This is a genomic window from Mesorhizobium sp. M0615 (assembly GCF_040320805.1).
Lineage (GTDB): Bacteria > Pseudomonadota > Alphaproteobacteria > Rhizobiales > Rhizobiaceae > Mesorhizobium.
In genome coordinates this window covers 61,606-85,880 of record NZ_JAMYQI010000002.1, presented here as the reverse complement: position 1 = coordinate 85,880, position 24,275 = coordinate 61,606, and the positions used below count along the sequence as shown (strand labels likewise).

Here is a 24,275-nt window from a genome sequence, read left to right as displayed (position 1 = left end):
TCTCAGACGCGCCGTGCGACCGAGACGGTGAAGATGCCCCATTGGTCGATGCGCTGGTCGATCTTTTCGAAACCGGCAGCCGTCACCAACTGGTCCATCTCGCCCTGCGTGCGCCGCCGCATCACCCAGGCCTGGCCGCCGCGATGCGAGGTCAGGCTGCGCGCGATCATCTCCAGCTGCGGATGCCATGGCTGGTTGGTGTAGACGAGCAGGCTGCCGGACTGCATGGCGCTGGCCAGCCCGCCGAGCGAGCGGGAAATCATCGTGTTGTCGGCGAACAATTCGTAAAGCCCGGAGACGATGGCGAGGTCCGGCGCCGGCTTTTGCCCGGCCAGCATGTCGGCATCGAAGGCGTCGGCCTGGTGGAAGCTGACGCTGGTCGGCAGACGCCGCTCGGCGATCAGCTTCGAACCCAACCCGACATTGAGCTCGGAATAATCCTGCAGCCGCACGCTTGCTGGTGGTTCAGTGCATTTGGCGACGGCATCGAGCACATAGCGGCCGTGACCGGCGGCGATGTCGAGCATGTGGACGGGACGGCCGGCTGCCTTCAGGCTGGCGGCGGCGTTGCCGATCAGCTCTTCCAGATGCAGCTTGCGCTGGCGGATGCCGCGCCAGCCGATGGCGTCGAGGAAGGTGCGGTCGATCATGCGGCCGATGAAGCCGATGCCGCGCGCGTCGTTCTCGTAGACATAGTCGAGCGTCGAGCCGGAATCGAAGCCGGTGGCGATGCCAATCTTCATGCCCGAAGACAGCCAGGCGCCGATGCCGATCGAGGCGCGGCTTATCGCCCAGTAGATACCCTTTGGCGACAGCAGCGCCAGCGGCGAGGCCAGCCTCTCGGCCTCGTCGCGGGTGTAGCCGGCGCGGTCGGCCTGAAGCAAGTCGATGGTTTTCTCCGGCGTGGCAAATTGCTTTTCGAGGAATGGCCGGATCAGGTCCAGCGCCTGCTTGCGATCGCGCTCGCCCAGCGTGTCGTGGAAGAAGCCGGGCAGCACATGCCGCTCCTTGGCGCTGCTGCCGAGATTGACGAAGAACTCGTGCTGCGGTCCATGCCGCACCACCCAATCGCTGCCGGAGATCAAGAGCTGCGTCGGCACGGTGATGGCGCGCGCGTCCGAGACGATGCGGGCAGCGTGGTCGTAAAGCTCGACCAGGATGTTGGAGGCGATCGGTCGCGTGATCAGCGGATCGGCGTCGAAGGAAGCGATGCGCTCGGCATCATGCGTCAGGAACTTCGCCTTGACGTAGGAATTGACGAAGAAGCGGCCCTTGAGCTTCTGCCACAGCGCAATGCCCTCTTTGGCGAAGGGCACGTAGAGCTTGACCGAAAAGGCCGGTGAAGCCACCACCAGCGCGCGGATGTCGGGCGCATAGTCATGCACCCAGGCAGCAGCCAGCACGGCGCCGAACGACTGCGCGATCAGCGCGATGTCGCGCTGGCCAAAACCATCCCGGCCGATCTCACGCACCAGGCAGTCGATGTCACGAACCAGGGCGGCAAAGGATGGCGCATAGCCGCGCTCGCCGGCCGAGCGGCCATTGCCGCGCACGTCCCAGGCGTAGAAGGCATGGTCGGGCATGGCGAGTTCGTCGACCAGATGCGCCATGCGGCCGCCATGCTCGTGGCCGCGATGGAACAGAAGGATCGCACCCTTTGGCGTCGACCCGGCGGCCGGCCAGTAGCGGTAGAAGATCTCGGTGCCGTCATGGCTCTTGAACGTGCGCTCCAGCGCGATGCGCTCGAGGCTTGCCGGTGCTAGGGCGGCGATGGTCTGGTGGATCATGGTTTCCCTCTGGCGGTCGGGTGCCTGACGCTTTGGCATCAGGTGCCGCCCGCTCTAAGGCCGCTGCGTATCCGGTTGATGGCGGTTATCCCCGACAGTGTAGCCATGATCGGAAACACAAATGGCGCGATCCCCGCCACCCACAGGCCGCAAGCGAGGAGAAAGCCGATGACGCCGAGCACCAGGGCTCGGTCGCTCTTGCCGAACGGCCCGGCATAGTTGCGCCCGCTGCCTGCGGCAACGCCAAGCACGCCGGCGAACTCGACAAGCATGGCGGTAATAGCGAAGGCGACGACACCCCAGGCCGGGAACAAGGTGGCAAAGGCCAGGATCAGCGCCAGGTCCGAGACGACGTCGCAGAGTTCGTTGAGAAACATGCCGAGTTTTGATGCTTGCCCATGTTCCCTGGCCAGCATCCCGTCAATGGCGTTGAGCGCCATGCGCACGAACAGCACCACCGGCATCAACAGGAAAACCAGGGGATGGTAGGCAAAGGCCGCGACCACCAGGCCGGTGGCGATGGAGAGCGCCGCGGCGAGAAGCGTGATCTGGTTGGCGGTGACGCCGGCATCGGCCAGCCGGTCGGCCAGCGGCCGCAGCCTGGCCTGAAAGGCCGGTTTCAGTTGATAAAGCGTTGGCATGTGCGATCCCCCAACCGCGGCTCATGACAGTGTCGGCGAGATTGGTCAATCGGCAGGCAGGGCGCAAGGGCTTGCACCAGCATCCGCACCGTTGCGGGACTCGAAACTCCCGGCATGGATGCAGAGGCGCAGCCGAAGATCTCGGCCAAGCAGGATGTTGCGCGCTACAAACCGCCTCGCAAATGAGAACTTTACAAATATTCGTATTTATATGAAGTAAATCACTGAAAGGTCCATCATGACAAACAGTCGCTTCGCCACCCGCCTGAATTCCTTCGCCTCGCGGCCGCAAGCCGAATGGCCTGATCTTACCGGCAAGCCGTCCATGCTGCAGATGGCAGCCCGCGCGGCCAAGGTCGACGGGCTGACCGACCTTGATCTTAATTTCCCCGACCATGTCAGTGAAAAGCCGGCTGAAATCGCCCGAAAGCTCGGTGATTTCGGGCTTTCCATCAATGGCTTTGCCATGCGTTACTACTCCAATCCGGCCTTCAAGCTCGGCGCCTTCACCAATCCGGACCCGGCGGTGCGCCGCGAAGCCATCGACTTGACCAAGGCCGGTATCGATGCGGTGCGCGCGGCCGGCGCCAGTCTGATGACGCTGTGGCTGGGCCAGGATGGCTTCGACTATGCATTTCAAACTGACTATGCGACGCTCTGGCAGCACGAAATCGAGGGGATTCGTGAAGTTGCCGCGCATGATCCCGGCTGCCAGATCAGCCTGGAGTACAAGCCTAACGAACCGCGCTCCTACTCGCTGATGCCGGATGCGGCGACCACCTTGCTGGCGATCCGCGAGGTCGGCCTACCCACTCTCGGCGTCACGCTCGATTTCGCCCATGTGCTCTATGCCGACGAACAGCCGGCCTTCGCCGCGGCGCTGATCGCTCGCCACAGCAAGCTGCTCGGCGTCCATCTCAACGATGGCTATGCCAAGCGCGACGACGGCCTGATGGTCGGCGCGGTGCACACGCTGCAGACCATCGAACTGCTGCGCCAGATCCGCCGCGACGGCTACGCCGGCGCCATCTACTTCGACACCTTCCCCGACATGACCGGGCTCGATCCGGTGCGCGAATGCGAAGTCAACATCGCCACCGTCAAGCGCCTGCTGCGCGTTGTCGACCGGCTGGAGAAGGATAACCGCCTGTCCGCCGCCATGGACAGCCAGGACGCCGTGACGTCGCAGGCTATCGTCCAGGAAGCCATGCTCGGGTCGTGACGAGGGGACGTGGATGACGTTGAGCAATCTCGATCTGAAAGCCGTGGGGCCGCGCATCCGCATGATGATGCCGCATCTCACCCCGCTTGAGGCCAAGGTGGTGGAAACCGTCTTCGGCCGGCGCGGTTTCGACGAGACCATTCCGCTCAAGCAGATCGCCGAGGAGGCCGGCGTGTCGGAGGCGATGGTGGTCAAGATCGCCAAGAAACTCGGCTTCTCCGGCTACCGCGACTTCCGCACCGCCGTCTATGAATACAGCCGCCTCCCGACCGCCGAGATGCACCAGGAACTGTCGGTCGACGACAGCTTGGCCGAGATCGTGCAGAAAGTGTTCCGCACCTCGATCCAGGCGCTGGAGGAGACGCTCGCGATCCTCGACATGGACGATTTCGACCGTGCCGCCGATCTGCTCTACCGCGCCAGGAACCGCGATTTCTATGGTGTCGGCGGCTCCGCCCAGATCGCCCGCGACGTCTCGCACAAATTCCTGCGCATCGGCATCCGCGCGTCTGTCTATGACGACTCGCACATGATGCTGATGTCGGCCTCGCTGCTCGGCGCCGACGACATCGCCGTCGGCTTTTCGCATTCCGGCAACACGTCGGCCGTCATCGACGCCATCCATCTTGCCCGCAAGAGCGGCGCCCGCACGCTGGCCATCACCAACTACGACAACTCGCCGCTGGCCCGGATTGCCGACATCGTGCTGTGCTCGACCGCGCAAGGCTCGCCGCTGATGGGCGAAAACGCAGCGGCGCGCATCGCGCAACTCAACATCCTCGACGCTTTGTTCGTGGCGGTGGCGCAGCGCGACTACCAGGCGGCGGAGCGCAATCTCGGCCGCACCATGTCGGCGGTCACCTCGAAACGAAAAGACCGGGGCACATGACGGTTCCGCTGGTCACCGTCTTCGGCAGCCTGCACTACGACATCATGGTCGACGCGCCCGACCGTCCGCGCAAGGGCGAGACTGTGACCGGCCATGCCTGGCAGCCGAAATGCGGCGGCAAGGGCGGCAACCAGGCGGTCTCGGCGGCACGCGCCGGCGTGCGTGCGGCGATGATCGGCGCCGTCGGCGACGACGATTTCGGCACGGCGCTGCTGGCCAATCTCGATCGCGCCGGCGTTGATCGCCGCTTCGTGCGCGTGGCGGCAGGCGCAGGCTCCGGCATCAGCGTGGCGATCTTCGACAGCGATGGCGACTATGGTGCGGTGATCGTCTCCGGCAGCAATCTCACCCTGGGCAGTGATGACATCGCGGCTGCGGGCGAGGTGGTGGTACAGACGGCAGTGCTGTTGCTGCAGAACGAAGTGCCCGATGCCGCCAACATCGCTGCCGCGCGCGCGGTGAGGGCATCCGGAGGCCGCGTCGTGCTCAACGCCGCACCGGCGCGAACACTGTCGGCCGAATTGACCGCGCTGATAGACATCGTCATCGTCAACGCCATCGAAGCGGAATTTTTGGCCGGCGTTCCGGTCGTCGATACGCTCGCCGGCGCAACCGAAGCCGCGCGGCGGCTGATCGATGCCTACCCCTCGGCGATCGTCACCGCCGGCGGCGAAGGTGTCGCCTATTGCGACCGGACCGGCGCGGCCTTCGCACTGGCGGCCGTCCCGGTCAAGGTCGTCAGCACCCATGGCGCCGGCGACGAATTCGTCGGCGCCTTCGCGGCAGGCCTCGCCCGTGGCCATCCGATGGAAGCGGCGATCGCCACGGCCAATGCCGCCGCCGCCTCGCTGGTGGCGACACCGGAGGGAAAGCGCAGCTCGCGTTGAAAACTCAGGCCGCATATTGCCGCCTCCAAACCCGTGCCCCCGTCGATGAGCGAAACGGCAAACCGGGCGCGGCGAGAACCTGCTTGGCTTTGCCCTGATGGAGGCGCGGGACCAAGCTGCGTGGTCGAAAGTAGGGAGCTTCAGTCCGCTTCGCCGGCCGAACTTTTGCCGCACTGCGCCAGCACCTTACCGATCGCAGCGCTCGAGCCCGTCAGCGGAAAGCTGTTCTCGCCATATTTGTCGGCCGTAACCGTGACGTCGCCCTTGCCGCGCAACAGGCCGAGCAGTGGATCGTCTTTGCTCAGCTCAGCCGTGAAGTAATTATACATGGCCTCGAGGTCGAGCTTTTTGGTCACGCTCTTGTCACCGCCCTTGAAGGTGAAGGAAGCGCTGATGCCGGGTTCCAGCTGCTGGCCGGCCGCACCCAGATCGTAGCTCAGCACCGGCTTGTCGAAACAGACGAGCATCAGATGCGCATCGGCCTTCGGTCCGCCGCACACCGAAGCCGTCAGCACGCTGCCGCCTTCGTCTTCTTCCATCTTGGCGCTCCAGTTGCAGGATGCGGCAAAAGCCGGCTGCGCGGCTTGCAGCGCGGCCAGAACGGAACCTGCCATCATGAACTTCGCCAATGCACTTTGCATGATCCCCTCCCAAGCTACATTCAACGAGATCATACAGGACAAAAGGCCTGGTGACAGCGGCATATGCCGTCTTAGCCCCCGGCGCGCCCCATTGATCAAGCCTTTGAGACCGGCCTCGACGTCCAGGGCGGCTCCGGCGCGAAGCGCTTGCCGATCCACTCGGCGAAGGCGCGTGTCTTGGCGGCTTGTCCCTTGGCCGAGGGCATGACGACATAGACCGCGCCTTCGTCGGCCAGCGTCCAGTCCGCCAGCACCGGCACCAGCCGTCCGTCGGCGAGTTCGCGTCCGACAAGCCAGTCGGTGCTCATCATCAGGCCGAGGCCTTGCACCGCGGCTTCGACCAGCACCTCGGCATCGTCGCACACCATCGGCCCCGAGACGTCGACGTTGACGCGGCGTCCCGAACTGTCGGTCATCTCCCAGGTTGGAAAGGTCTGGAAGCCGGAGAAGCCGAGGCAGGCGTGTTCTGTGAGCGCTTCCGGCGCTTCCGGCGTGCCCCGGCGGGCGAGGTAGGAGGGAGCAGCGCACAGCAACCGCCGCCGTGTCGCGATCTTGCGCGCCACCAGGCGCGAGTCCTCCAGCGCGCCGAGACGGACGGCGACATCGAAGTTCTCTGCAACGAGATCGACGAACCGATTGGAGAACTCGGCCTCGATGCGGACATCCGGGAACGTCGCTAGAAATTGCGGCAGCAGCGGCCCGATCCACATACGGCCAAAGGTTCCCGGCATCGCCAGCCGCAGCAAGCCCCGCGGAGCCCCGCTGGCATGCGCGGAAGCAGCAGCCTCAGCTTCGTCTACCGAGGCGAGGATGGCGCGGACACGCACCAGGAACTCCGCTCCGGCCTCCGTCAACGACACGCTTCGGGTGGTCCGGTGCAGCAGCCGCACGCCGAGCCGCTCCTCCAGCGATTGCAGGCGGCGTGACAGAACCGTCGAGTCGCGCCCGACGCGCAACGCTGCCTTGGTGAAGGAGCGCGCTTCCGTGATGGCCGCAAAGGCGGCCATTTCGGCAAGGCTGGCGGGGTCGTGTGATTGCTGCATAAAGCACAGGATTCAAATGTAAAAATTCCAGATTATCTGCTTGTAGCGCAGCAGATAGCTTCACTCAATCCTGACGATTGACCCCTTAAACAGGAATGCGTGAGCCATGAAAGCCATCGAACTGACCGCCGCCAAGCTGGACGCCTTTCGCGCCACCACCATTGCCACGCCTGAACCGCAGCGCGGCGAAGTGCTGATCCGCCAGCGCGCCGCGAGCCTGAATTTCGTCGATGTGGCGGTGGCCAGCGGCAATTATCGCGTGCCCGGCTTTCCGCTCATTCCCGTCGCCGACGGCGCCGGCGAGATCGTCGCGCTGGGGGAGGGCGTTACGGATTTCGCCGTCGGCGATCGCGTCATTGCCCATGCCAAGCCGCGCTGGATCGGCGGTCCGCCCCGGCCTAACGAGATGACACAGATGCGCGGAATTTCGCTGCCGGGGTCGCTCGCCGAATATGTCGCGCTGCCGGCCAACTCGCTCGTGCCGGTACCGGCTCGTCTCTCCTTCGAGGCGGCGTCGACACTGCCGATCGCCGCGACCACCGCCTGGAACGCGGTCTGCGCCGCCGATGTCGGGCCGGGCTCGGTCGTCGTGCTGCTCGGCACCGGCGGCGTCTCCATCTTCACCCTGCAGCTGGCGAAAGCCGCCGGCGCCACCGTCATCATCACTTCTTCGTCGGACGAGAAGCTGGGGCGGGCGAAGGCGCTCGGCGCCGATCATCTCATCAACTACCGCGCGACGCCCGACTGGGACGGCAAGGTGCTGGAACTGACCGGCGGCCTCGGCGCCGACCTCGTCGTCGAGACCGCCGGCACCGCCACCTTCGCCCGCGCCGTCAACGCCACCGCGCCTGGCGGCACGCTGTTCACCATCGGTTTCGTCACCGGCGCCGAGGCCACGGTCGACCTGCTGCCGATCATCATCAAGGCGCTGAAGGTGGTCGGCAACAACACCGGGTCGGTATCTGACCTTCGCGCCGCCGTCCGCGCCATCGCCGCCGCCCGCATCGACCCGGTCGTCGACAAGGTGTTTAGCCAGGAGCAGGCGGCCGAAGCCTACGCGCACATGGCGGCGGGCGGGCAGCATTTCGGCAAGCTTGCGTTCAAGCTCGACTGGTAGCCGAGGCGCGCGAGCTGCCAATCTCCCCCCTTGAGGGGGAGATGCCCGGCAGGGCAGAGGGGGTCGGTCCGACCGGGCTCGACCTACTGCGGCGGAAGGAGGTTGGCGCTCTACGAGAGGCGACCCCCTCTGTCGCCTTCGGCGACATCTCCCCCTCGAGGGGGGAGATTACGCACGCCGCTTCCTAGATCAACTTCTCCAGCGTGATCGGCAAGTCCCGCACTCTTTTTCCCGTCGCATGGAACACCGCATTGGCGATCGCCGGCGCTACGCCGACGATGGCCAGTTCGCCGACACCCTTGCCGCCGAGCACCGAAGAGTGCAGGTCGGGAACGCCGACCGAGATGACCTCGATATCGGGGATGTCGGCATTGGTCGGCACCAGATAGTCGCCGAGATTGTTGTTGACGATGCGGCCATGCCTGCGGTCGACAATGCCTTCTTCAAGCAGCGCCTGGCCGATGCCCATGATGATGCCGCCCTTCCACTGGCTTTCGGCCAGCTTGGGGTTGTAGAGCCGGCCCGAATCCAGCGCCGATACCATGCGCGACACGCGCACCGTGCCGAAATCCTCGTCGACGCGCACCTCGATGAAATGCGCGCACCAGGAGTGGCGCGAATAGTCGCCCTCGGTGTGCGGCAGCGCCGCCGCGATGGTGGTGTAGTTCTTGTAGCGATCCTCGGCGGTCGAGTTCGCCGGCATGGTGTCGCCGGTGGCCTCGATGCGGTCGCGGCCGACGCTGGCCAGCAGGTCGGCGATCGAGACATCGGGACCATCGCCGCGCGGCGACCTGATGCGGCCATTGGCGACGACCAAAGTGTTCGCCTGCAGCGCGTGGAAGGGCGAGCGCGGATCGCTGATCGCCAGCCCGACAAGCTGGTCGAGCGCCGATGTCGCCGCCTTGTAGACCGCGCCCGTCATCACGCCGGCCAGCCGCGACCCGCCGGCGACGCCGGCGCGGGGATACCGGGAATCACCGAGCTTCACCACGACATGGTCGGCCGCCACGCCTACCGTTTCGGCCGCTGTCTGCGCCAGGATCGTGTAGGTGCCCTGGCCCATGTCGATCGAGGAGCTTTCGACCTCGACCGAGCCGTTGGCAAGGATACGCACGATGGCCTCGCCGTAAGCGCGCCGTACCGGATAGGTGCCGGCGGCGACGCCCCAGCCGATCAGCTGGTTGCCGTCGCGCATCGAACGCGGTTTGGACGTGCGCTGGGCCCAGCCGAAGCGTTCGGCGCCAGCCGCGAAAGCCTCGCGCAACTGCCGCGTCGACCAGGCTTTCTTGGCGTGCGGATCCTGCTCGGCATAGTTCCTCAGCCGGATCTCCAGCGGATCGATGCCGACCTCGTAGGCGAGCTCGTCAATGGCGCTTTCGATGCCGAAGGCGCTAGGGTTTTCGCCCGGCGCGCGCATGGCGCCAGGCACCACCGAATTCACCCGCACGACATTCTGCTTCGAGGAGAAGTTGGGCGTCGCATACATGATCGAGGTGACCACGCCCAAAGGCTCGACCCACATGCCGTCGATCGACGTTTCATTGACGCCGCGATGCACGATCGACTGGATTTTTCCGTCACGGTCGGCGCCGATCGTCACCGTCTGGCGGGTCGCGGCGCGGCCGCCATAGCCGGTAAAAGTCTGCGGCCGAGTCATGACCACCCTCGCGGGCCGTCCCAGCATCTTGGCTGCGGCAGCCGCTACCGCGCCGTGGCCGAGCGCCAGCGCCTTGGAGCCGAAGCCGCCACCGATATAGGGCGAGACCAGCCGTACATTTTCGAACGGCACGCCGAACCATTCGGCATAGGTGCGGGCCATACCGTCGAGCCACTGGCTCGGTTCCCACACGGTCAGCCGGTCGCCCTCCCAGCGGGCGATGAGGCCATGCGGCTCCATCGGCGCCTGGTATTCGCGCGGCGTGTTATAGGCGCCGCAGACGCGCACCGGGGCAGCGGCGAAAGCGGCCTGCGCATCGCCCCATTCCTTGGTCATGGCGGCGATCGGAATGCCGTCGCCCGCCTTGGCGTCGCTGAGGTCGACGATGGCCGGCGTCTCGTCATAGCTGACCTTGACCAGGGCTGCGGCCGCAACGGCCTGCTCGAAGGTCTCCGCGATGACCGCGGCGACATGCTGGCCCGAAAAGGTGATATCGCGCGCCAGCGGGCAGTAGGGCTTGTCCGGCGGCGGTGTGCCGAACCAGTCCGATGCAGTCTTCAGCGGCATGATGGTGTCCGGCGTCAGCACCTTGAGCACACCAGGTGCCGCCTCGGCGGCTGACGTGTCGATCGAGCGCACCTTGCCTGATGCGATCGTGCTTTCGACCAGGACGCCGTAGGTTAGCCCGTCGAGCTGCTGCTCGACGGCATATTTTGCCGCACCGGTAATCTTGGCCGGGCCGTCGACGCGCGACAGCCGCCCGCCAACCTGATCGGCAGTGCCGTCCGAAGCGTCGCCGTGCCGTGTCCTCGGGTCGTGAATGGTCATGACATGGCTCCCGTCTTGAGGATGGCGCGGGCAACGACGCGCGGCGCCAGTTCGATCTTGTAGTGGTTGGCGCCGTGGTCGATCGCCCCTTCCATGGCGAGCAAGCTGGCTGCCCGCACCCTGTCTTCGCTGAGCACCTTGCCCTTCAACGCCGCTTCCACGGCGTGCGCCCGCCACGGCTTCGTCGCGACGCCGCCCAGCGCGACGCGCAGGTCGCGAATGGTGCGGCCATCGGCTTCGAAGTCGATGCCGACTGCGGCGCTTGCAGCGGCGAACTCATAGGACTGCCGGTCGCGAACCTTGAGATAGGTCGACTGCCGGGCGGCGACTGAAGCCGGGATGCTGATGGCCGTGATCATCTCGCCCGGTTGCATGGCATGTTCCCTGTCGGGCGTGGCGCCGGGCAGGAGAAAGAAGTCGTCGACGGCAACCTGGCGTTCGCCAAGATGAACCACGGCGTCGAAGGCGACCAGCGCGGTGGCGAGGTCACCGGGATACATGGCGATGCAGGCGTCGCTGGTGCCGAGCACGGCATGGCCGCGGGTGACGCCGCCGATCGCCGAGCAGCCGCTGCCGGCCGAGCGCTTGTTGCAGGCGGAAAAATTCGCGGGATCGCGGAAATAGGGGCAGCGCGTGCGCTGCATCAGATTGCCGCCGATGGTCGCCATGTTGCGCAGTTGCGCGGAAGCCGCCTGCCACAGCGCTTCGGAGACCGCGGGAAAGCGGCTCTTGATCTCGGCATGGTCGGCGACGTGGCTCATCTTGGCCAGCGCGCCGATCATGGCACTGTCAGCGTCGACCTTGATGGCGTCGAGTCCTTTGAGATGGGTGATGTCGACCAGGCTGTCGGGTTCGGCCACGCCGCATTTGGCGAGATCGACCAGCGTCGTGCCACCGGCAAGCAGCATGGCCCCAGGCAGGGCGGCCGCCTGTCGTGCCGCATCGATGCTATCGGCGCGAACGTAGGAAAAATCCCTCATGACGCGACCTCCAGTGCCGCCTGGCGCACGGCGGCAACGATGTGCGGATATGCGCCGCAGCGGCAGAGATTGCCTGCCATGTATTCGCGGATCTCGTCATCCGAGCCGGCATGGCCCTCGCGGATGCAGCCGACCGCCGACATGATCTGTCCCGGCGTGCAGTAACCGCACTGGAAAGCATCCTGGTCGAGGAAGGCGGCCTGGACCGCGTTAAGCGTGCCGTCGTCGCCGGCCAATCCTTCGATGGTGGTGATCTCGCGGCCTTCGACCTGTGCTGCAAGCGTCAGGCAGGCCAGCACGCGCTGTCCCTCGACATGCACCGTGCAGGCGCCGCACTGGCCCTGGTCGCAACCCTTCTTGGTGCCGGTCAGGTTAAGACGGTCGCGTAAGGCGTCGAGCAACGTGACGCGCGGCTCGACCTGCAGTTCATGGTCGTGCCCGTTGATGGTGAGGTGGATGGTCTGGCTGGTCATGGGCGTCTGGCTCCAGTTGCTTGACGCAAGGGGATTGAAATGGCGTCCGAGTGGGAGAGGAAAAGGGAAGAGGCGACGGTGCGCCTAACCTCGCCCCTTGTGGGGGAGATGCCCGGCAGGGCAGAGGGGGCGCGAAGGAATGCGACGTTCCCGATTTACATGCGTCGAAATAGACCTTTTCCAAGCGGGTGTTGGTCAGGCCTTGATAGGCTGGCGGGACAGCGCCCCCCTCTGTCCTGCCGGACATCTCCCCCACGAGGGGGAAGATTGGCAGCTCTGCCGCCCCGACTCTCCAGCCGGCAGGGGATGCTTCAGTCTTCACAATCTCAACACGTGACATACCGGCTCCCCTGATTATATGATAAGACTGCTCCACTAAAACGGAGGCGCCTCCGTTTATCCAGTTGGGGGCTTACCCCTTTGGGTTCAAGCCCCCATATGTCGACAGTGGAGAAAAAATTGACCGAGCAGTCGCAAGCAATTGCCGACGAGAAGCGCGAAGCCGCAGCGCCAAGGCAACTGCGCGCCGATGCGCAGCGCAACCGCGACCGGCTGGTCGAGGTTGCGGCAGCGGCCTTTGCCGCGCACGGCGTCGATGCCTCGCTGGAGGAGATCGCGCGCCAGGCCGGCGTCGGCATCGGCACGCTCTACCGGCATTTCCCAACCCGCGAGCATCTGGTCGAAGTGGTCTACCGGCGTGAGGTCGAGGCGCTCTGCGCGGCTGCCGATGACCTCGCCAGCCACCATTCGGCCGACATGGCGCTGGAACAGTGGATGCAGCGCTTCGTCGACTACATCGCCACCAAGCGCGGCCTGGCTGCCAGCCTGCGCATCCTGTTCAACACCAATTCCGCCGTGTTCTCCGACATGTCGGGCCGGGTGTCGCTGGCCTTGCGGCAACTGGTCGAGGCGGCGGTGGCCGAAGGCTCGATCCGCAGCGACGTCGACGCCTCCGATGTGCTGCACGCACTCGGCGGCATCTACTCGGCCCCCGACACCAAGGACTGGCGCGACCGCTCGCGCCGACTGGTCAAGCTGCTGATGGACGGGCTGCGGTTCGGGGCAGGGAAGAGGTGACCTAGCGGCTCAAGCCGAACCATCGACCGCATAGAACCGAAACGCGCCGGGCAGCCCGCTTGCCGCCATTTCGCCACGCTCCTCGAACCGCAGGCCGGAGCCGACCACGAGATCGCGCACCGTCCTTGATGCGATGATTTCGCCCGGCCGCGCATGGTCAAGCAGACGCGATGACAGTTCGATCGCCGCGCCTGAAAATTGATGGCCCCGCTGCTCGCACTCGCCGATATGCACCGCCGAGCGGACCTCGACACCGGATTGCCGCAAGCGATCGCGGATGGCGATCGCGCACTGGATCGACCGCGTTGGCCGCTGGAACACCGCGAGCACCTTGCCGTCCGATCGGCTGATCTCTCTGCCTTCGGCCGCGAGGAGTTCGCCACGGAGCGCTTCGGCGTGCCGCTCGGCCGGGTCGATGCCGAAAGGCGAGCCCGTCATATCGAGGGACAGCACCGACACAAGCAGCCGTTCGCCTGGGGCCGCCGGCAAGGCGCCGGTGACGAAAGCCTGGATCTCGTCGACGATCCGATCGGAATTCTCGCCCCAGATGACGTGGTCGCGGCCGGCGAACTCAATGTATCGGGCGCCCTCGATGTGCGTCGCCAGGTAACGTCCTTCTTCCCGCTTCACCCAGCCGTCGCCAGTCGTCTGCATGATCAGTGTCGGAACATGGACAGCAGGCAGAATGTCGCGAACATCGATTTCGGCTCCCCAGCGCCACAGGGCGATCGCGTCGGCGGGCGAGGCAGAATTCCTGAGATAGGCGGCGAACCATTCTGTCTCGAACGTGTCGCTCATCAGACTGGGCGCCGCGTTGCTCATATCCGCCGCCGCTCCCCATTCTTTCTCGACGATCGCCAGATCCTCTTCCACCTGCTCGCTTGTCTTCGCCCACGGATAGTCTTGTGACCACCTGCCGCGGGCGTAGGCCCCATTGAGCACGAGTGCCGCTGTGCGCTCGGGATAGGTCGCCGCGAACAGCATGCACATCGGGCCGCCCTCGGAGCTGCCGAAAAGCACCGTGCGCTTCGAGCCAACCGCATCCAGCACTGCCCGCACATCTTCCATCCGCTCTTCCAGGGTCGGCAGACCGACATTGCGGTCCGAGAGCCCGGTGCCGCGCTTGTCCATGCGGATTAGGCGCGAGAAAGTGCCGAGCTGCCGGTGCACATGCGAAAGCCGCGGCGAGCCCCAGGCGTGGTCGAGGTTGGAGACCCATCCCGGCACATGGATCAGGTCGACCGGACCGTCGCCGGTCACCTGATACGCGATGTTGATCCCGGCCGATTTGACATAGTGGGTCGGGGGGGCTGCGAGTTCGTGGCTGAAGCCGGTAGCGTCATCCGCATCGGTCGTGGGTGGCCGTGCCGGCGCCATTGTGCGGCGTGTGCGCAGCGTCTCAAACAATTGCCGCGTCTCCGGCTCCGGCTGCAGCTTGAGATCGCGTAGAAGCGCGGTGCGGCAGTGCTCATATTGCTTCAGCGCGAGATTGGTCCTGCCTTGCGCCGCATAGGCGCGCATCAGGGCCCGGTGGACATCCTCCCTCAACGGGTCCATGGCCAGCAGGCGCGCTGCCGCGCGCACGCATGCGGCAGGATCGTTCGTCGCTGCATAATGCGCGACGAGCCTGTCGAGCGCCGCGACGGCCAATGCCCGCAGCCGCTCGCGTTCGATCCTCAGCCAGTCCTCGAATGGCTCCTCCTTCAGGCCGAAGCCGTCGAGCAGGTCGCCGCGGTAGACATTGAGCGCCAGTTCGAGGTCTTCGGGTGCCGGGCTGGCGACCAGCGCCTCGAACCGCGCGACGTCGAAATCAAGGCCGTCGAGATGCAGAGCGACGCTGTTGCCATCGGTGAGGAAGCGGCCGCCGCCGCACGTCTGCATGGCCTTCCTGACAGACGATACCGCTTGCCGCAGGCTCATTCGCGCCTGCGCCTCGCTGTTGATGCCCCAGAGCAGGGTCGCCAGCTTCTCGCGCGACTGCGAATGCCCCGACTGCAGCGCGAGATAGGCGACCATCGCACGCGCCTTGCGGCTGATGGCTGGAACCGTGGCCCCGACGCCGGCAAAGTCGAAACCACCCAGCAGGTGAAGATAAGGTCCGGTCATCGGATCCGCCACGGTCACAGCGCGACGACGATCCGCTCAAGCTCGGTCCATTTCAACACTTATTCCGCCGCCGAGGCGCTTTTCACGATTCCATCACGCAGGTTCCCACGCGTTGCTCACGGCGCTTGAGGAGATTGTTCGCACTGGATCTCTTTTCGCAGGAGGATACCGTGCATCACCCTAGCCCGACCGAGTGGCCCATCTGGCATGACGACCCCGGGCGCGACCGGCAGGAGCTTGGCGCACCATCGCGTCACGATGTTGCGCTGGCCCGCTATCTCGAAACACAACAGGCCCATCGGGCATTGGCGGCTCGCAGACTCGATCCGGCGGCGGTCGTGGCCTCTGCACTGGCAGCGTTCGTCCGCTGCCTTTTCCGTGCAGCGCTGCGCCGAATTGTCCGCTGGCCAACCGATGCCGCGACAGGGATGGACGATTTCGGCTTGACGTTGTCCAAGGCTCATGCGGATCTTAGCAAGACCCTTTGGGGCCGCTGAGTGCAGCGCCCTTGGTCGACGATCTCATCCCCAACCGCCGCCGCCGCCGCCAGCCCCACCGCCTCCGCCGCTACCGCCGAGAGCGGGAATGACGGGCGGCTTTTGCGGGATCTCCTCGGCCGGCTTGATCACTTTGCCGGTGGCCGCCTTCTTGAATCTGACCACCTTTGGCTGGGGTGCTGCGCGAACCACCTTGCGATGTTTCACCGGCGATGCCGGCTCAAACATCGGCGACACCGAGGTGCAGCCCATGAGCCCGGCCAGAACGCCGGATAGAATTATCCCGATGAATGCCTGCCCGAATGTCTGCTTGAATGCCTTGCCCACCATGGCCTCCTTATTGTTCAGAACAAATCCCGACGCGGATTGGCTTCTTCCCAGACCCCCCGGGCCGCATTGACCAGTTGCGTGTCCAGCGAACCGGACGCGGGAATCTTCGACTTGAGCTCTCGACGCAGGGCGTCCAAAGCTGCCGTTTTCGGCTTGGTGCCGAACTGCGCCAGGCCCTTTTTGGCGTCCGGCAGCTCCTTGCGCAGATCGAGCGCGACGGCGAATGCCAGGAAGCGCACCGCGACAGCCTGATCGGCCTTGTCGCCTTTCGCCATTTCAAGCGCCGCGCGATCATAGGCGCTCGACGGATCGCCGCGCGTGGTCGCCAGTTCGAACAGCCTTTGCGCTTCCGCCGGGTCCTGGCGCACACCGGCGCCATCCCTGTACATGCGGGCGAGGCTGCCGGGCGCGTAGGGCTGGCCAAGATCGGTGGCCTGCTGGAACAGGGCCTGCGCCGTCTTCGGATCCTTGTCGATGCCCTGGCCGGCGAGGTAATTGCGGCCGAGCAGGTTCATCGAATACATGTCTTGGCGCTGCACCCCCGCTTGCAGGAAGGCGACGGCGCGGGCCGGATCGGCAGGCACGCCGTTGCGGCCCTCGGTGAAGATGGCGGCAAGATCGTTCATGGCATAGGTGTGCCCCATGGCCGCCGCCTTGAGCAGCAGGTCGAGGCCCTTGGCCGTATCGCGGTTGACGCCATAGCCATTGAACAGCGCGCGTCCCCACGAGGTCATACCGTAAGGATCACCCTTGTCGGCGGCAGCCTTGTAGAGAGCGTTGGCCTGGGTGCGGTCTATGGTCGTTCCGGTTCCGGTTGCGTTGAGATAGCCGAGTTCGAAGACGGCGCGCACATGGCCTTTCTTGGCGGCGTCCTCGATGGCTGTCCTGGCCTCTCTAACCTGGCCTGCCGCAAGCAGGGCGCGGCCGAGCTCGTAGTGGAAGCGGGCGACGTCTGGATAGGTTTTCACGGCCGCCTCGCAGGCTGCCACCGCACCGGCGCCGATCTCGTTCGGCAGCAGGCCGGGCACCACCCCTTGCAGGTCGAGAGGCTCGCCGGCGGCGGTATCGCAGGCATCGACCGTCGGCGACAGCTTCATTGTCGCGGGCTTAGCCGAGCTGCTGTCGGCCCGGATTTCGAAGCCGACCTCGACCGGCGCGCCGGCGCCGATCTGCGGCTCGTAACGGAGATGGTCGACTTCACCGGCCAGAAGGCTGGATTGCGGCGACAAGGTTCGATCAGGCAATGACAGCGTTCCCGTTGCCGGATACCCAGAGACCTTCAGGCTGACCGCCGGATCGTCGGTCGGGAAATCCAGATTGAGCGCGACCGGTCCGACGCCGACGGGAACATCAAGCTTGCGGTTCTCGATCGCTTCGGCAGCGCCGGTGATGTGGATGCCGCGCTCCAGCACCTGCTGCTTCTGCTCGGCCTCGAGCGAAGCCATGATCTGCTGACCCGCCGCACCTTCGCCGCTCTTGACGCGGAACACCAATATGCCCTGGCTTCCGCCGCCCCAATTGTCATGCGTGGCGTAGGCCAGCATATCCACCTCGTCCTGCGTGGCGGCTCCTTTGGGGATATCCATCTGCAGGCGCGGCAGGTCCTTGCCGGCAATCGGTTCGCCCATCGCGACGTCTTTGCCGTCCAGCACCAGACGGCCCATTGCTGGCGGACGTTCGATGCTGACGCTGATAGCGCCGCCATCGACATCGACCGGCTCCGGCAGGCCGAGAGCGACAGGACCGACCCCCGACAGCACTACCTTCTCCAGCACTGGCGGCAGCGAAGGCCGATTGTTGCGGCGCACCAGCACCACGTCGTCGATTAGCGAGGAATTTTCCCATGGCACCTGCATGCCGTTGGTGGCCTGCACGACATCGCGGCGCACCGCCGACATGACCGTGCGGATCTCCTGGTTCGGCGCCAGCGCGCGCCGCGAAAACGCCGATGAAAACGGGCTGAGATCGCCGCTGCCGTCATAGGCGACCGCACCTGGTTCGGTGGCGAAGGCAATCAGCGTGTTGAGCGAGCTTCGCACCTGCGCCAGCCCGGTATTGCCGGCGGTGACAAGCTGGTCGCGCAGCCAGTAATTGTTGCGCGGGAAGGGGTTGTTGCGGCAGGCATCGAGGATGATCACCTGGATCTTCGACTTCGAGCGCAACTGCTCCAGCACGTCGTTGAGCTTGATGGCCTGGACCTCGATGTCGGCCGCCTTCTTCAACGAGGCGTCGACCGGTATCAGGAAATTCTCGCCGCCGATCTGAAAGCCGTGCCCGGAATAGTAGACGACGGCGAGATCGGCGCCGTCGGCGGCGGCCAGATAGTCCCGGAACTGGCCTTCGAACTGCTGCTTGGTGAGATTCTCGGCGACGAAAACCTCGAAGCCCGCCAGCCGGAACGTGGCCGATACGTCCTGGGCATCCTTGGCCGGGTTCTTCAGCGCCGGGATGTCGCGATAATCGGAATTGCCGATGACGAGCGCGACCCTTCGATCGGCGCAGGCCTCAAAGCTTGTGAGGCCGGCAAGGATGAAGGCCGCGATGAATCCGCAAAGTCGGAGCATGACAAAACTCCTGGTCGCGGCCTGACGCCGACGAGAACACCGCTTGCGGCATCAAGGTCCGTTGAGAGTATGCAACCTGCCACAGCATAAAGTGAAAGGCCCGTCACCGCCAGACCATGGCAGGCGATTTCTTTCGGCGTCGACCGACCGCAGGGTGCAAGTAGCACGCGCTTCACGAGCAGGTATGTGACAAGTCTCACAGTTCGAAATGCCTGGTGCCGGCGGCTGCGCGCCTATTCCTTGAAGAGCAATTCCTTGTCGTTCGAATATTTCACCAGCAACGGAATGCTGGCGCCGCCGATAACGGGGCCGAGATGGCCAAACGTCCCCTCGATGACGGAGAACGGCTCGGGGCGATCGACAAGGATCCGCGCCAGCTTTCTGCGCATGGCCTTGGCGATCTCCTTGCGCACGCCATTCGGTATGGCGCCATCGATCACCACATTGTCGATGTCGAGCAAGGCAACGGCACTGCGGGCGGCATAGGCAAGCCCGTCCGAAACCTCATCGATCCACGCGGTGAGCGGCTCTCCAAGGTCGCCCCAATCGTCGGGCGACGACCAGATGCGGCCGGCATCCTTGTCCCCATTGTCCTGGTCGTTGAGCTTGCCGGCGAGCGAATGCAGCGAAGCGACGCGCAGCAACGGCATCATGCGGTCGCCCTTGCGCCCCGGCGCGGGCACCGGCATGTCGCCCAGCGCCCCGGCCAGCTTGTTTCGTCCGGGGAACAAGTGATGATCGAGCACCAGGCCGCCGCCGATGAAGTGCCCGACATAGGCATAGAGAAAGTCGGCGCGCGATCCGCCGGCGCCAAACATCAGTTCGGCCGCGGCCGACACCGTGGCGTCGTTGTAGAGGAACACCGGCCAGTCGAACGCCCGGTCCAGTTCGGCGCGAATGTCGATTTCCCTCCAGGCATCCAGCCTGCTCGCCGGCACCGCGCCCTCTTCGCTCAGGTTCCACTGATGGAATGGCGAGGCGATGCCAAGACCCGCGATGCGGTCTTGCTCTATCGATCTGTGCTTGCGGCACATGCGCGCGATGGCGCCCTTGGCGAATTTCATCACCTCGACGGGCGTCGGATAGTCGAACAGTGTGCGTTCGAACGCCATCACGTCGCCGACGAAATTGACCAGGGCGACATCGGCGCTGCGATGGTCGACCTTGAGGCCGAAGGCGTACGCGGCTTTCGGGTTCAACGCATAGGGAACCGAGGGTTGCCCCAGCCGTCCGCGCAAAGGCTCCAGGCGCAGCAGCAGCTTGTTGTCGGCGGCGCGGTTGACGATGGTGGTGATGGTTTGCGCGGCCAGCCCGGTCAGCCGCGTCAAATCGGTCTTGGCCAGCTGCCCGTGCCGGCGGATGAGCGAGACGATCAGGCGTTCGTTGTAGATGCGGCTCTCGGCCTGCGTGGTTCCGCCGCTGCGGCCCTCGGCGATCTTTTCGAGACTGAAGAAGCTGGTTCCGGTCACGCTTTCCCCTGCGCAAGGAGTTTGGCCGCAAGGCGAGCCGATCAAAGCGCTGACGTAGCAATGCGGGCATGGCAAGGCAACACTTAAATCCACCCGATGGAAAAATGTAGTTGACGCCGGCCGGCCTGCTGTCGTTCAAAGTATGCAGGCCTGGAGGAGCAATGCCGTGACGCAGACCCGGACCATCATGTGCTTTGGCGATTCCAATACCTATGGCGCCATTCCCACCCTGGCCCGGGTCGGACGGCACCGCTTCACGCCCGACCGGCGCTGGCCGGGCATCATGCGCCGCCAGCTCGGCAGCGGATGGGATGTGATCGAAGAAGGGCAGGGCGGGCGCACCACCCTGCACGACGATCCGATCGAAGGTCTCCACAAGAACGGGCTCAAATCGCTCCCGGTGTGCCTGGAAACGCATATGCCGCTCGACCTCGTCATCCTGATGCTCGGCACCAACGATCTCAAGCACAGGTTCTCGGTAACGCCGAATGATGTCGCTGATTCTATTGAGATCTTGGCCAGAATTGTGCTGCGCAGCGAAGCTGGCCCCGCAGGCGTGGCGCCCGCGGTCCTGATTGTTGCGCCGCCGCCGATGCTGGAGGTCGACTGGTTCGGCCAGATGTTCCTGGGCGGCGCTTCAAAGTCGATGCACTTTGCCGGCCTGTTCCGCGATGCGGCCCGGCGCGCCGGCGCCGCCTTCTTCAACGCCGGCGACGTCGTCGAATCGAGCGCGGTAGACGGCATTCACCTCGACAGCGACGCGCATCGCGTGCTCGGCACGGAATTGGCCAAAGCCGTCCAGTCGCTGATCGCCAAGGCGTGATCGCGTGGGCGAGTCACCCGACTATCTCTGATTAATTAATTCCACTGGAAAAACTTTTGACTTGCAAGCGGGAAGGTGGGTATCTGGGGAGACTGGGAAGAGTAGCGACCGCGAGGCTTACGAAGCGCGGCAACAATCAACGACAGGGAGGAAGTAAAATGCGATCTGACAGGAACATGATGCTGGCGACGCTGCTCGGCGTTGCCGCTGTGCTCGCGGGCGGTACCGTCCTGGCAAGCGCGCAGGACGGCCCGGCCGGGCTCACCAAGCCGGCGGTATTTGCGCCGTTCGACCCGAAGGCGCCGGCCTGCAGCCCACCGCCCGGCCTGAGCAAGGTGCTGGCCTTCGCGCAGGACAACGAGCGTGAATTCATGCAGGGCGTCGACCGCGGCCTGGCCGCCGCCGCCAAGGATCGCGGCCTGGAATATCGCCGCGCGCTTGCCAACAATGACGCCGCCAAGGGGGTCGAGCAGGTGCAATTGTTTCTCGCCTCCAAGATCGGCGGTCTGGTCGCAGCCCCCGTGGACCCGGCCTCGATGAGCCGCAGCCTGCAGGAGCTTATCTGGTCGGGCGCCTATGTCGGCACCATCGTGCCGCCGCCGGCGACGTCGCTGCTCAACGCGCCGCAATACGAGACCGGCAAGGTGCTGGCCGAAGCGGCCGCGGCCTACATAAAGGACAAGCTCGGCGGCAAGGCCAATGTCGTCATCCTGTCGCATGACAGCATGGAATTCCTGGCGCCGCGCTTTGCCGCCATGCGCGACATCTTCAAGGCTATGCCAGGCGTCACCATCGTCGCCGACATCTCGCCCAATCCCGTCAACAAGGAAGGCGGCTTTGCCACGATGAGCACCATTCTCCAGGCCCATCCCGACGTCGATGTCGTGCTCGGCGCCGACACCGTCGTGCTCGGCGCGCTGGCTGCGCTGGAAGCGGCGGGCAAGGCGCGGCCGGACCAGTTCCTTGGCGGCATCGACGGCGAGCCGGAGGCGGTCGCCGCGATCAAGAAAGGCGGCGGTCCCTACAAGGCAAGCATCAGCCTGGCGTCGCCGGTCTTCGCTTATGCCATGGGCCAGCACGCCGCCGACTGGCTGGAGGGCAAGAGCATCCCGCAGGCGATGGATATCCTCCCCGTGGCGCTGACCAGCGACTACATGGCCCAATACGAGGCCGACGTGGCCGATCCGGCCGCGGTCTACAAGGACCCGAAGCGCCGCGACATCTATCTCAGGATGTACGGCAACATTTGCTACGATACGCGCGACCAGTATGTGAATTTCCCCTGGTCATCCGAGGCAAAGTAGCGCCCAATGTGTTGCGCCGGCCGGATCCAGCCGTGCTGGCCGGCCGGTTCCTATCCTTGAGTCCGGTTGGGCATGATGACAGACAATGTTCGATCCGAGCGGCTGCCGATGCAAGCAGCCTCATCCCTGCTGCCCGGCACCAAGCCGCCCGGCGAAGCCTCGGGCCGCGTCGGCCTTGCCCTGGTTGCGCTGGGGTTGATCGTCGCTTTCTCGCTGTTGAACAAATCGTTCTTCAGCCTCGACAATTTCGTCGTCATCGGCGTCAACTCGACCTCGATCCTGATTGCCGTGCTCGGCACCTCCGCGCTGCTGATCGCCGGCTTTGTCGACCTCTCCATCGGCAGCATGGTCGCCTTGATCGGCATCATCACTGCCAAGGTTGCAGTGGCGACGCAGAGCGCGCTGCTGGCGATCTGCGTCGGCCTGGGTCTGGGCCTTTTGCTCGGTCTGCTCAACGGTCTGCTGGTGCGCAGGCTGAGCATCTCGCCGTTGATCGTCACGCTGGCGATGCTGGCGCTCTATGGCGGCCTTGCCTTCGTCGTCTCCAGCACCGCGGTCTATGGTTTTCCCGAGGCTCTGCTCGAATTGGGGCGGGGCAAGATCTTCGGCATCCAGTACACCGTGGTCATCGCCGCGCTGGTCTTTGTCGCCGGAGCCTTTGTCCTGACCAGCACGGTCACGGGACTAAGAATCTATGCCATCGGCGGCGACCCACGCGCGGCCGAACTCTGCGGCATTCCTGTGGGACGCACGGTGGTTGGCCTCTACGCCGCCAATGGCTTGCTGATCGGTTTGGTCTCGGTTCTGATCGCCGGTCGTCTCGGCAGCATCACGCCGACCATCGGCGTTCGCTTCGAGCTCGACGTGCTCACCGCCGCGATCCTTGGCGGCGTCGCTTTTTCCGGCGGCTCCGGCCGGCCGCTCGGCATCGCCATCGGCGTTGCCACCATCGGCATCCTCAATGCAGGACTGATCTTCGTCGGCCTGCAATCATGGTGGCAATCCATTTCAGTGGGAAGCATGCTGTTGCTGGCGTTGGTGGCCGACCAGGCTGCGATCGGTTTTCGCGGCCGGCGCGCCCTGGTGGCCGCGACCAACTTCACGGTGGCGGACAATGGTGCCGTCGCATCGGCCGGCCCTGCCGTGACGGCGGGCAATGGAGAAGCCCCGCAAGGTCCGGCATTCTCAATTGCCGGCGCCCGCAAATCCTACGGCGCGCTGACGGCCCTGGAAGAGGCGAGCTTCACGGTCGGCAAAGGCGAGATCGTCTGTCTGCTCGGCGACAATGGCGCCGGCAAGTCGACGCTGGTGAAGATTATTTCGGGCGCCATCCAGCCCGATGCCGGCGCGATGACCCTCGAGGGCCAGCCGATTTCCTTCAGGAGCCCGCAGGATGCACGCGGCGCCGGCCTGGAGACCGTCTATCAGGATTTGGCGCTCTGCCCAAACCTCAGCGTCGCCCACAACATGATCCTCGGGCGTGAGGAAACGCGGCGTTGGCTCGGTGTCTTCCCGGTTCGCGACGACCGAAAGGCCGCCGAGCAGTGTCGTGCCCGGCTTGCCGCGCTGGGCGTCACGCTTCGCGACGAAAACGTTCTGGTGCGCTCGCTGTCGGGCGGCCAGCGGCAGTCCATCGCCATTGCCCGCGCGCTTGCCGATCACGTCAAGCTGATTTGCCTCGACGAGCCCACCGCCGCGCTTGGCGTCAAGCAGACCGCGCAGGTCGTCAAACTGATCCGTTCGATCGCCGCCAGCGGCACCGGCGTCATCCTGGTCACGCACGACCTGTCGACGGTCAGGGCGCTGGCCGACAGGATCGTGGTGCTCAGCCTCGGCCGGGTGGCCTACGACGGCTCGGCCAGACAACTGACCGCCGATCAACTCTGGGGCCTGATGGCAAGCGGGACGCTGGCGCCGGCCGCTGGGTAGGAATGCCGATC

At 65.2% G+C, this 24,275-nt stretch carries 20 protein-coding genes; 9 read left to right on the top strand and 11 right to left on the bottom strand.

The genetic code is table 11. The features are described from left to right. Positions 1-2: 2 nt before the first annotated feature. Both NKI46_RS03145 and NKI46_RS03140 read right to left on the bottom strand, forming a co-directional pair. The gene (locus NKI46_RS03145; RefSeq protein WP_502896792.1) at positions 3-1,784 is read right to left on the bottom strand and encodes a bifunctional alpha/beta hydrolase/class I SAM-dependent methyltransferase; all 1,782 of its coding nucleotides are present in this window, start codon (positions 1,782-1,784) and stop codon (positions 3-5) included. 41 nt (positions 1,785-1,825) lie between these two features. Then, a complete protein-coding gene (locus NKI46_RS03140) occupies positions 1,826-2,428 on the bottom strand; it encodes a CDP-alcohol phosphatidyltransferase family protein (protein ID WP_023703071.1) in 603 nt (200 codons plus the stop codon). 238 nt (positions 2,429-2,666) lie between these two features. On the opposite strand from NKI46_RS03140, the gene NKI46_RS03135 reads away from it, so the two are divergent. Genes NKI46_RS03135 through NKI46_RS03125 form a run of 3 tightly spaced genes read left to right on the top strand, consistent with a single transcriptional unit; the run spans position 2,667 to position 5,426 of the window. Continuing rightward, positions 2,667-3,650 carry a sugar phosphate isomerase/epimerase family protein gene (locus NKI46_RS03135; RefSeq protein ID WP_023695492.1) on the top strand — a complete coding sequence of 328 codons (984 nt, stop codon included), beginning with the start codon at positions 2,667-2,669 and terminating at the stop codon, positions 3,648-3,650. Positions 3,651-3,663: 13 nt separating this feature from the next. Continuing rightward, positions 3,664-4,539 carry a MurR/RpiR family transcriptional regulator gene (locus NKI46_RS03130; protein WP_023695491.1) on the top strand — a complete coding sequence of 292 codons (876 nt, stop codon included), beginning with the start codon at positions 3,664-3,666 and terminating at the stop codon, positions 4,537-4,539. Further along, a complete protein-coding gene (locus NKI46_RS03125) occupies positions 4,536-5,426 on the top strand; it encodes a ribokinase (protein WP_023695490.1) in 891 nt (296 codons plus the stop codon). Before NKI46_RS03130 ends, NKI46_RS03125 begins: the two co-directional genes overlap by 4 nt. Positions 5,427-5,566: 140 nt before the next feature. Here NKI46_RS03125 and NKI46_RS03120 read toward each other — a convergent pair whose 3' ends face one another. Both NKI46_RS03120 and NKI46_RS03115 read right to left on the bottom strand, forming a co-directional pair. Next, positions 5,567-6,067 carry a hypothetical protein gene (locus NKI46_RS03120; protein WP_023713519.1) on the bottom strand — a complete coding sequence of 167 codons (501 nt, stop codon included), beginning with the start codon at positions 6,065-6,067 and terminating at the stop codon, positions 5,567-5,569. 95 nt (positions 6,068-6,162) lie between these two features. Then, positions 6,163-7,110 carry a LysR family transcriptional regulator gene (locus NKI46_RS03115; RefSeq protein ID WP_023688979.1) on the bottom strand — a complete coding sequence of 316 codons (948 nt, stop codon included), beginning with the start codon at positions 7,108-7,110 and terminating at the stop codon, positions 6,163-6,165. 106 nt (positions 7,111-7,216) lie between these two features. Here NKI46_RS03115 and NKI46_RS03110 point away from each other — a divergent pair, with 106 nt between their 5' ends. Next, on the top strand, positions 7,217-8,227 hold the full coding sequence (locus NKI46_RS03110; protein WP_023695489.1) for a zinc-dependent alcohol dehydrogenase family protein: 1,011 nt from the start codon (positions 7,217-7,219) through the stop codon (positions 8,225-8,227). Positions 8,228-8,411: 184 nt separating this feature from the next. On the opposite strand, the gene NKI46_RS03105 is transcribed toward NKI46_RS03110, so the two are convergent. From NKI46_RS03105 to NKI46_RS03095, 3 genes are read right to left on the bottom strand one after another with little or no spacing between them, the layout of a single operon-like run. Next, positions 8,412-10,712: a xanthine dehydrogenase family protein molybdopterin-binding subunit gene (locus NKI46_RS03105; protein ID WP_352744732.1), complete on the bottom strand. Its 2,301-nt coding sequence runs from the start codon at positions 10,710-10,712 to the stop codon at positions 8,412-8,414. Next, on the bottom strand, positions 10,709-11,692 hold the full coding sequence (locus NKI46_RS03100) for an FAD binding domain-containing protein (protein ID WP_352744729.1): 984 nt from the start codon (positions 11,690-11,692) through the stop codon (positions 10,709-10,711). Before NKI46_RS03100 ends, NKI46_RS03105 begins: the two co-directional genes overlap by 4 nt. Further along, entirely contained in the window at positions 11,689-12,165 is a 477-nt protein-coding gene (locus tag NKI46_RS03095) for a (2Fe-2S)-binding protein (protein ID WP_023754625.1), read from the bottom strand. Before NKI46_RS03095 ends, NKI46_RS03100 begins: the two co-directional genes overlap by 4 nt. A 438-nt stretch (positions 12,166-12,603) precedes the next feature. Here NKI46_RS03095 and NKI46_RS03090 point away from each other — a divergent pair, with 438 nt between their 5' ends. Further along, entirely contained in the window at positions 12,604-13,242 is a 639-nt protein-coding gene (locus NKI46_RS03090) for a TetR/AcrR family transcriptional regulator (protein ID WP_050591108.1), read from the top strand. A 9-nt stretch (positions 13,243-13,251) separates the two neighbouring features. Here the strand turns inward: NKI46_RS03090 and NKI46_RS03085 are convergent, their stop codons facing one another. Then, entirely contained in the window at positions 13,252-15,348 is a 2,097-nt protein-coding gene (locus NKI46_RS03085) for an alpha/beta fold hydrolase (protein ID WP_031244625.1), read from the bottom strand. Positions 15,349-15,482: 134 nt separating this feature from the next. Here NKI46_RS03085 and NKI46_RS03080 point away from each other — a divergent pair, with 134 nt between their 5' ends. Then, complete coding sequence (locus tag NKI46_RS03080) at positions 15,483-15,845, top strand: hypothetical protein (protein WP_023733969.1); 363 nt, start codon at positions 15,483-15,485, stop codon at positions 15,843-15,845. Positions 15,846-15,869: 24 nt separating this feature from the next. On the opposite strand, the gene NKI46_RS03075 is transcribed toward NKI46_RS03080, so the two are convergent. The 3 genes from NKI46_RS03075 to NKI46_RS03065 all read right to left on the bottom strand — a co-directional run bounded on the left by NKI46_RS03075 (position 15,870) and on the right by NKI46_RS03065 (position 20,208). Continuing rightward, the gene (locus NKI46_RS03075; RefSeq protein ID WP_023727043.1) at positions 15,870-16,175 is read right to left on the bottom strand and encodes a hypothetical protein; all 306 of its coding nucleotides are present in this window, start codon (positions 16,173-16,175) and stop codon (positions 15,870-15,872) included. 14 nt (positions 16,176-16,189) lie between these two features. After that, positions 16,190-18,739 carry a caspase family protein gene (locus tag NKI46_RS03070; RefSeq protein ID WP_352744724.1) on the bottom strand — a complete coding sequence of 850 codons (2,550 nt, stop codon included), beginning with the start codon at positions 18,737-18,739 and terminating at the stop codon, positions 16,190-16,192. Between the two features lie 233 nt (positions 18,740-18,972). Beyond that, complete coding sequence (locus tag NKI46_RS03065; RefSeq protein WP_352744722.1) at positions 18,973-20,208, bottom strand: ROK family protein; 1,236 nt, start codon at positions 20,206-20,208, stop codon at positions 18,973-18,975. A 166-nt stretch (positions 20,209-20,374) separates the two neighbouring features. On the opposite strand from NKI46_RS03065, the gene NKI46_RS03060 reads away from it, so the two are divergent. The 3 genes from NKI46_RS03060 to NKI46_RS03050 all read left to right on the top strand — a co-directional run bounded on the left by NKI46_RS03060 (position 20,375) and on the right by NKI46_RS03050 (position 24,264). After that, complete coding sequence (locus tag NKI46_RS03060) at positions 20,375-21,031, top strand: SGNH/GDSL hydrolase family protein (RefSeq protein WP_352460499.1); 657 nt, start codon at positions 20,375-20,377, stop codon at positions 21,029-21,031. A 158-nt stretch (positions 21,032-21,189) separates the two neighbouring features. Further along, positions 21,190-22,335 carry a sugar ABC transporter substrate-binding protein gene (locus NKI46_RS03055; protein ID WP_352443657.1) on the top strand — a complete coding sequence of 382 codons (1,146 nt, stop codon included), beginning with the start codon at positions 21,190-21,192 and terminating at the stop codon, positions 22,333-22,335. A 72-nt stretch (positions 22,336-22,407) separates the two neighbouring features. After that, positions 22,408-24,264: an ATP-binding cassette domain-containing protein gene (locus NKI46_RS03050; RefSeq protein WP_352744718.1), complete on the top strand. Its 1,857-nt coding sequence runs from the start codon at positions 22,408-22,410 to the stop codon at positions 24,262-24,264. The last annotated feature ends 11 nt before the right edge of the window (positions 24,265-24,275 follow it).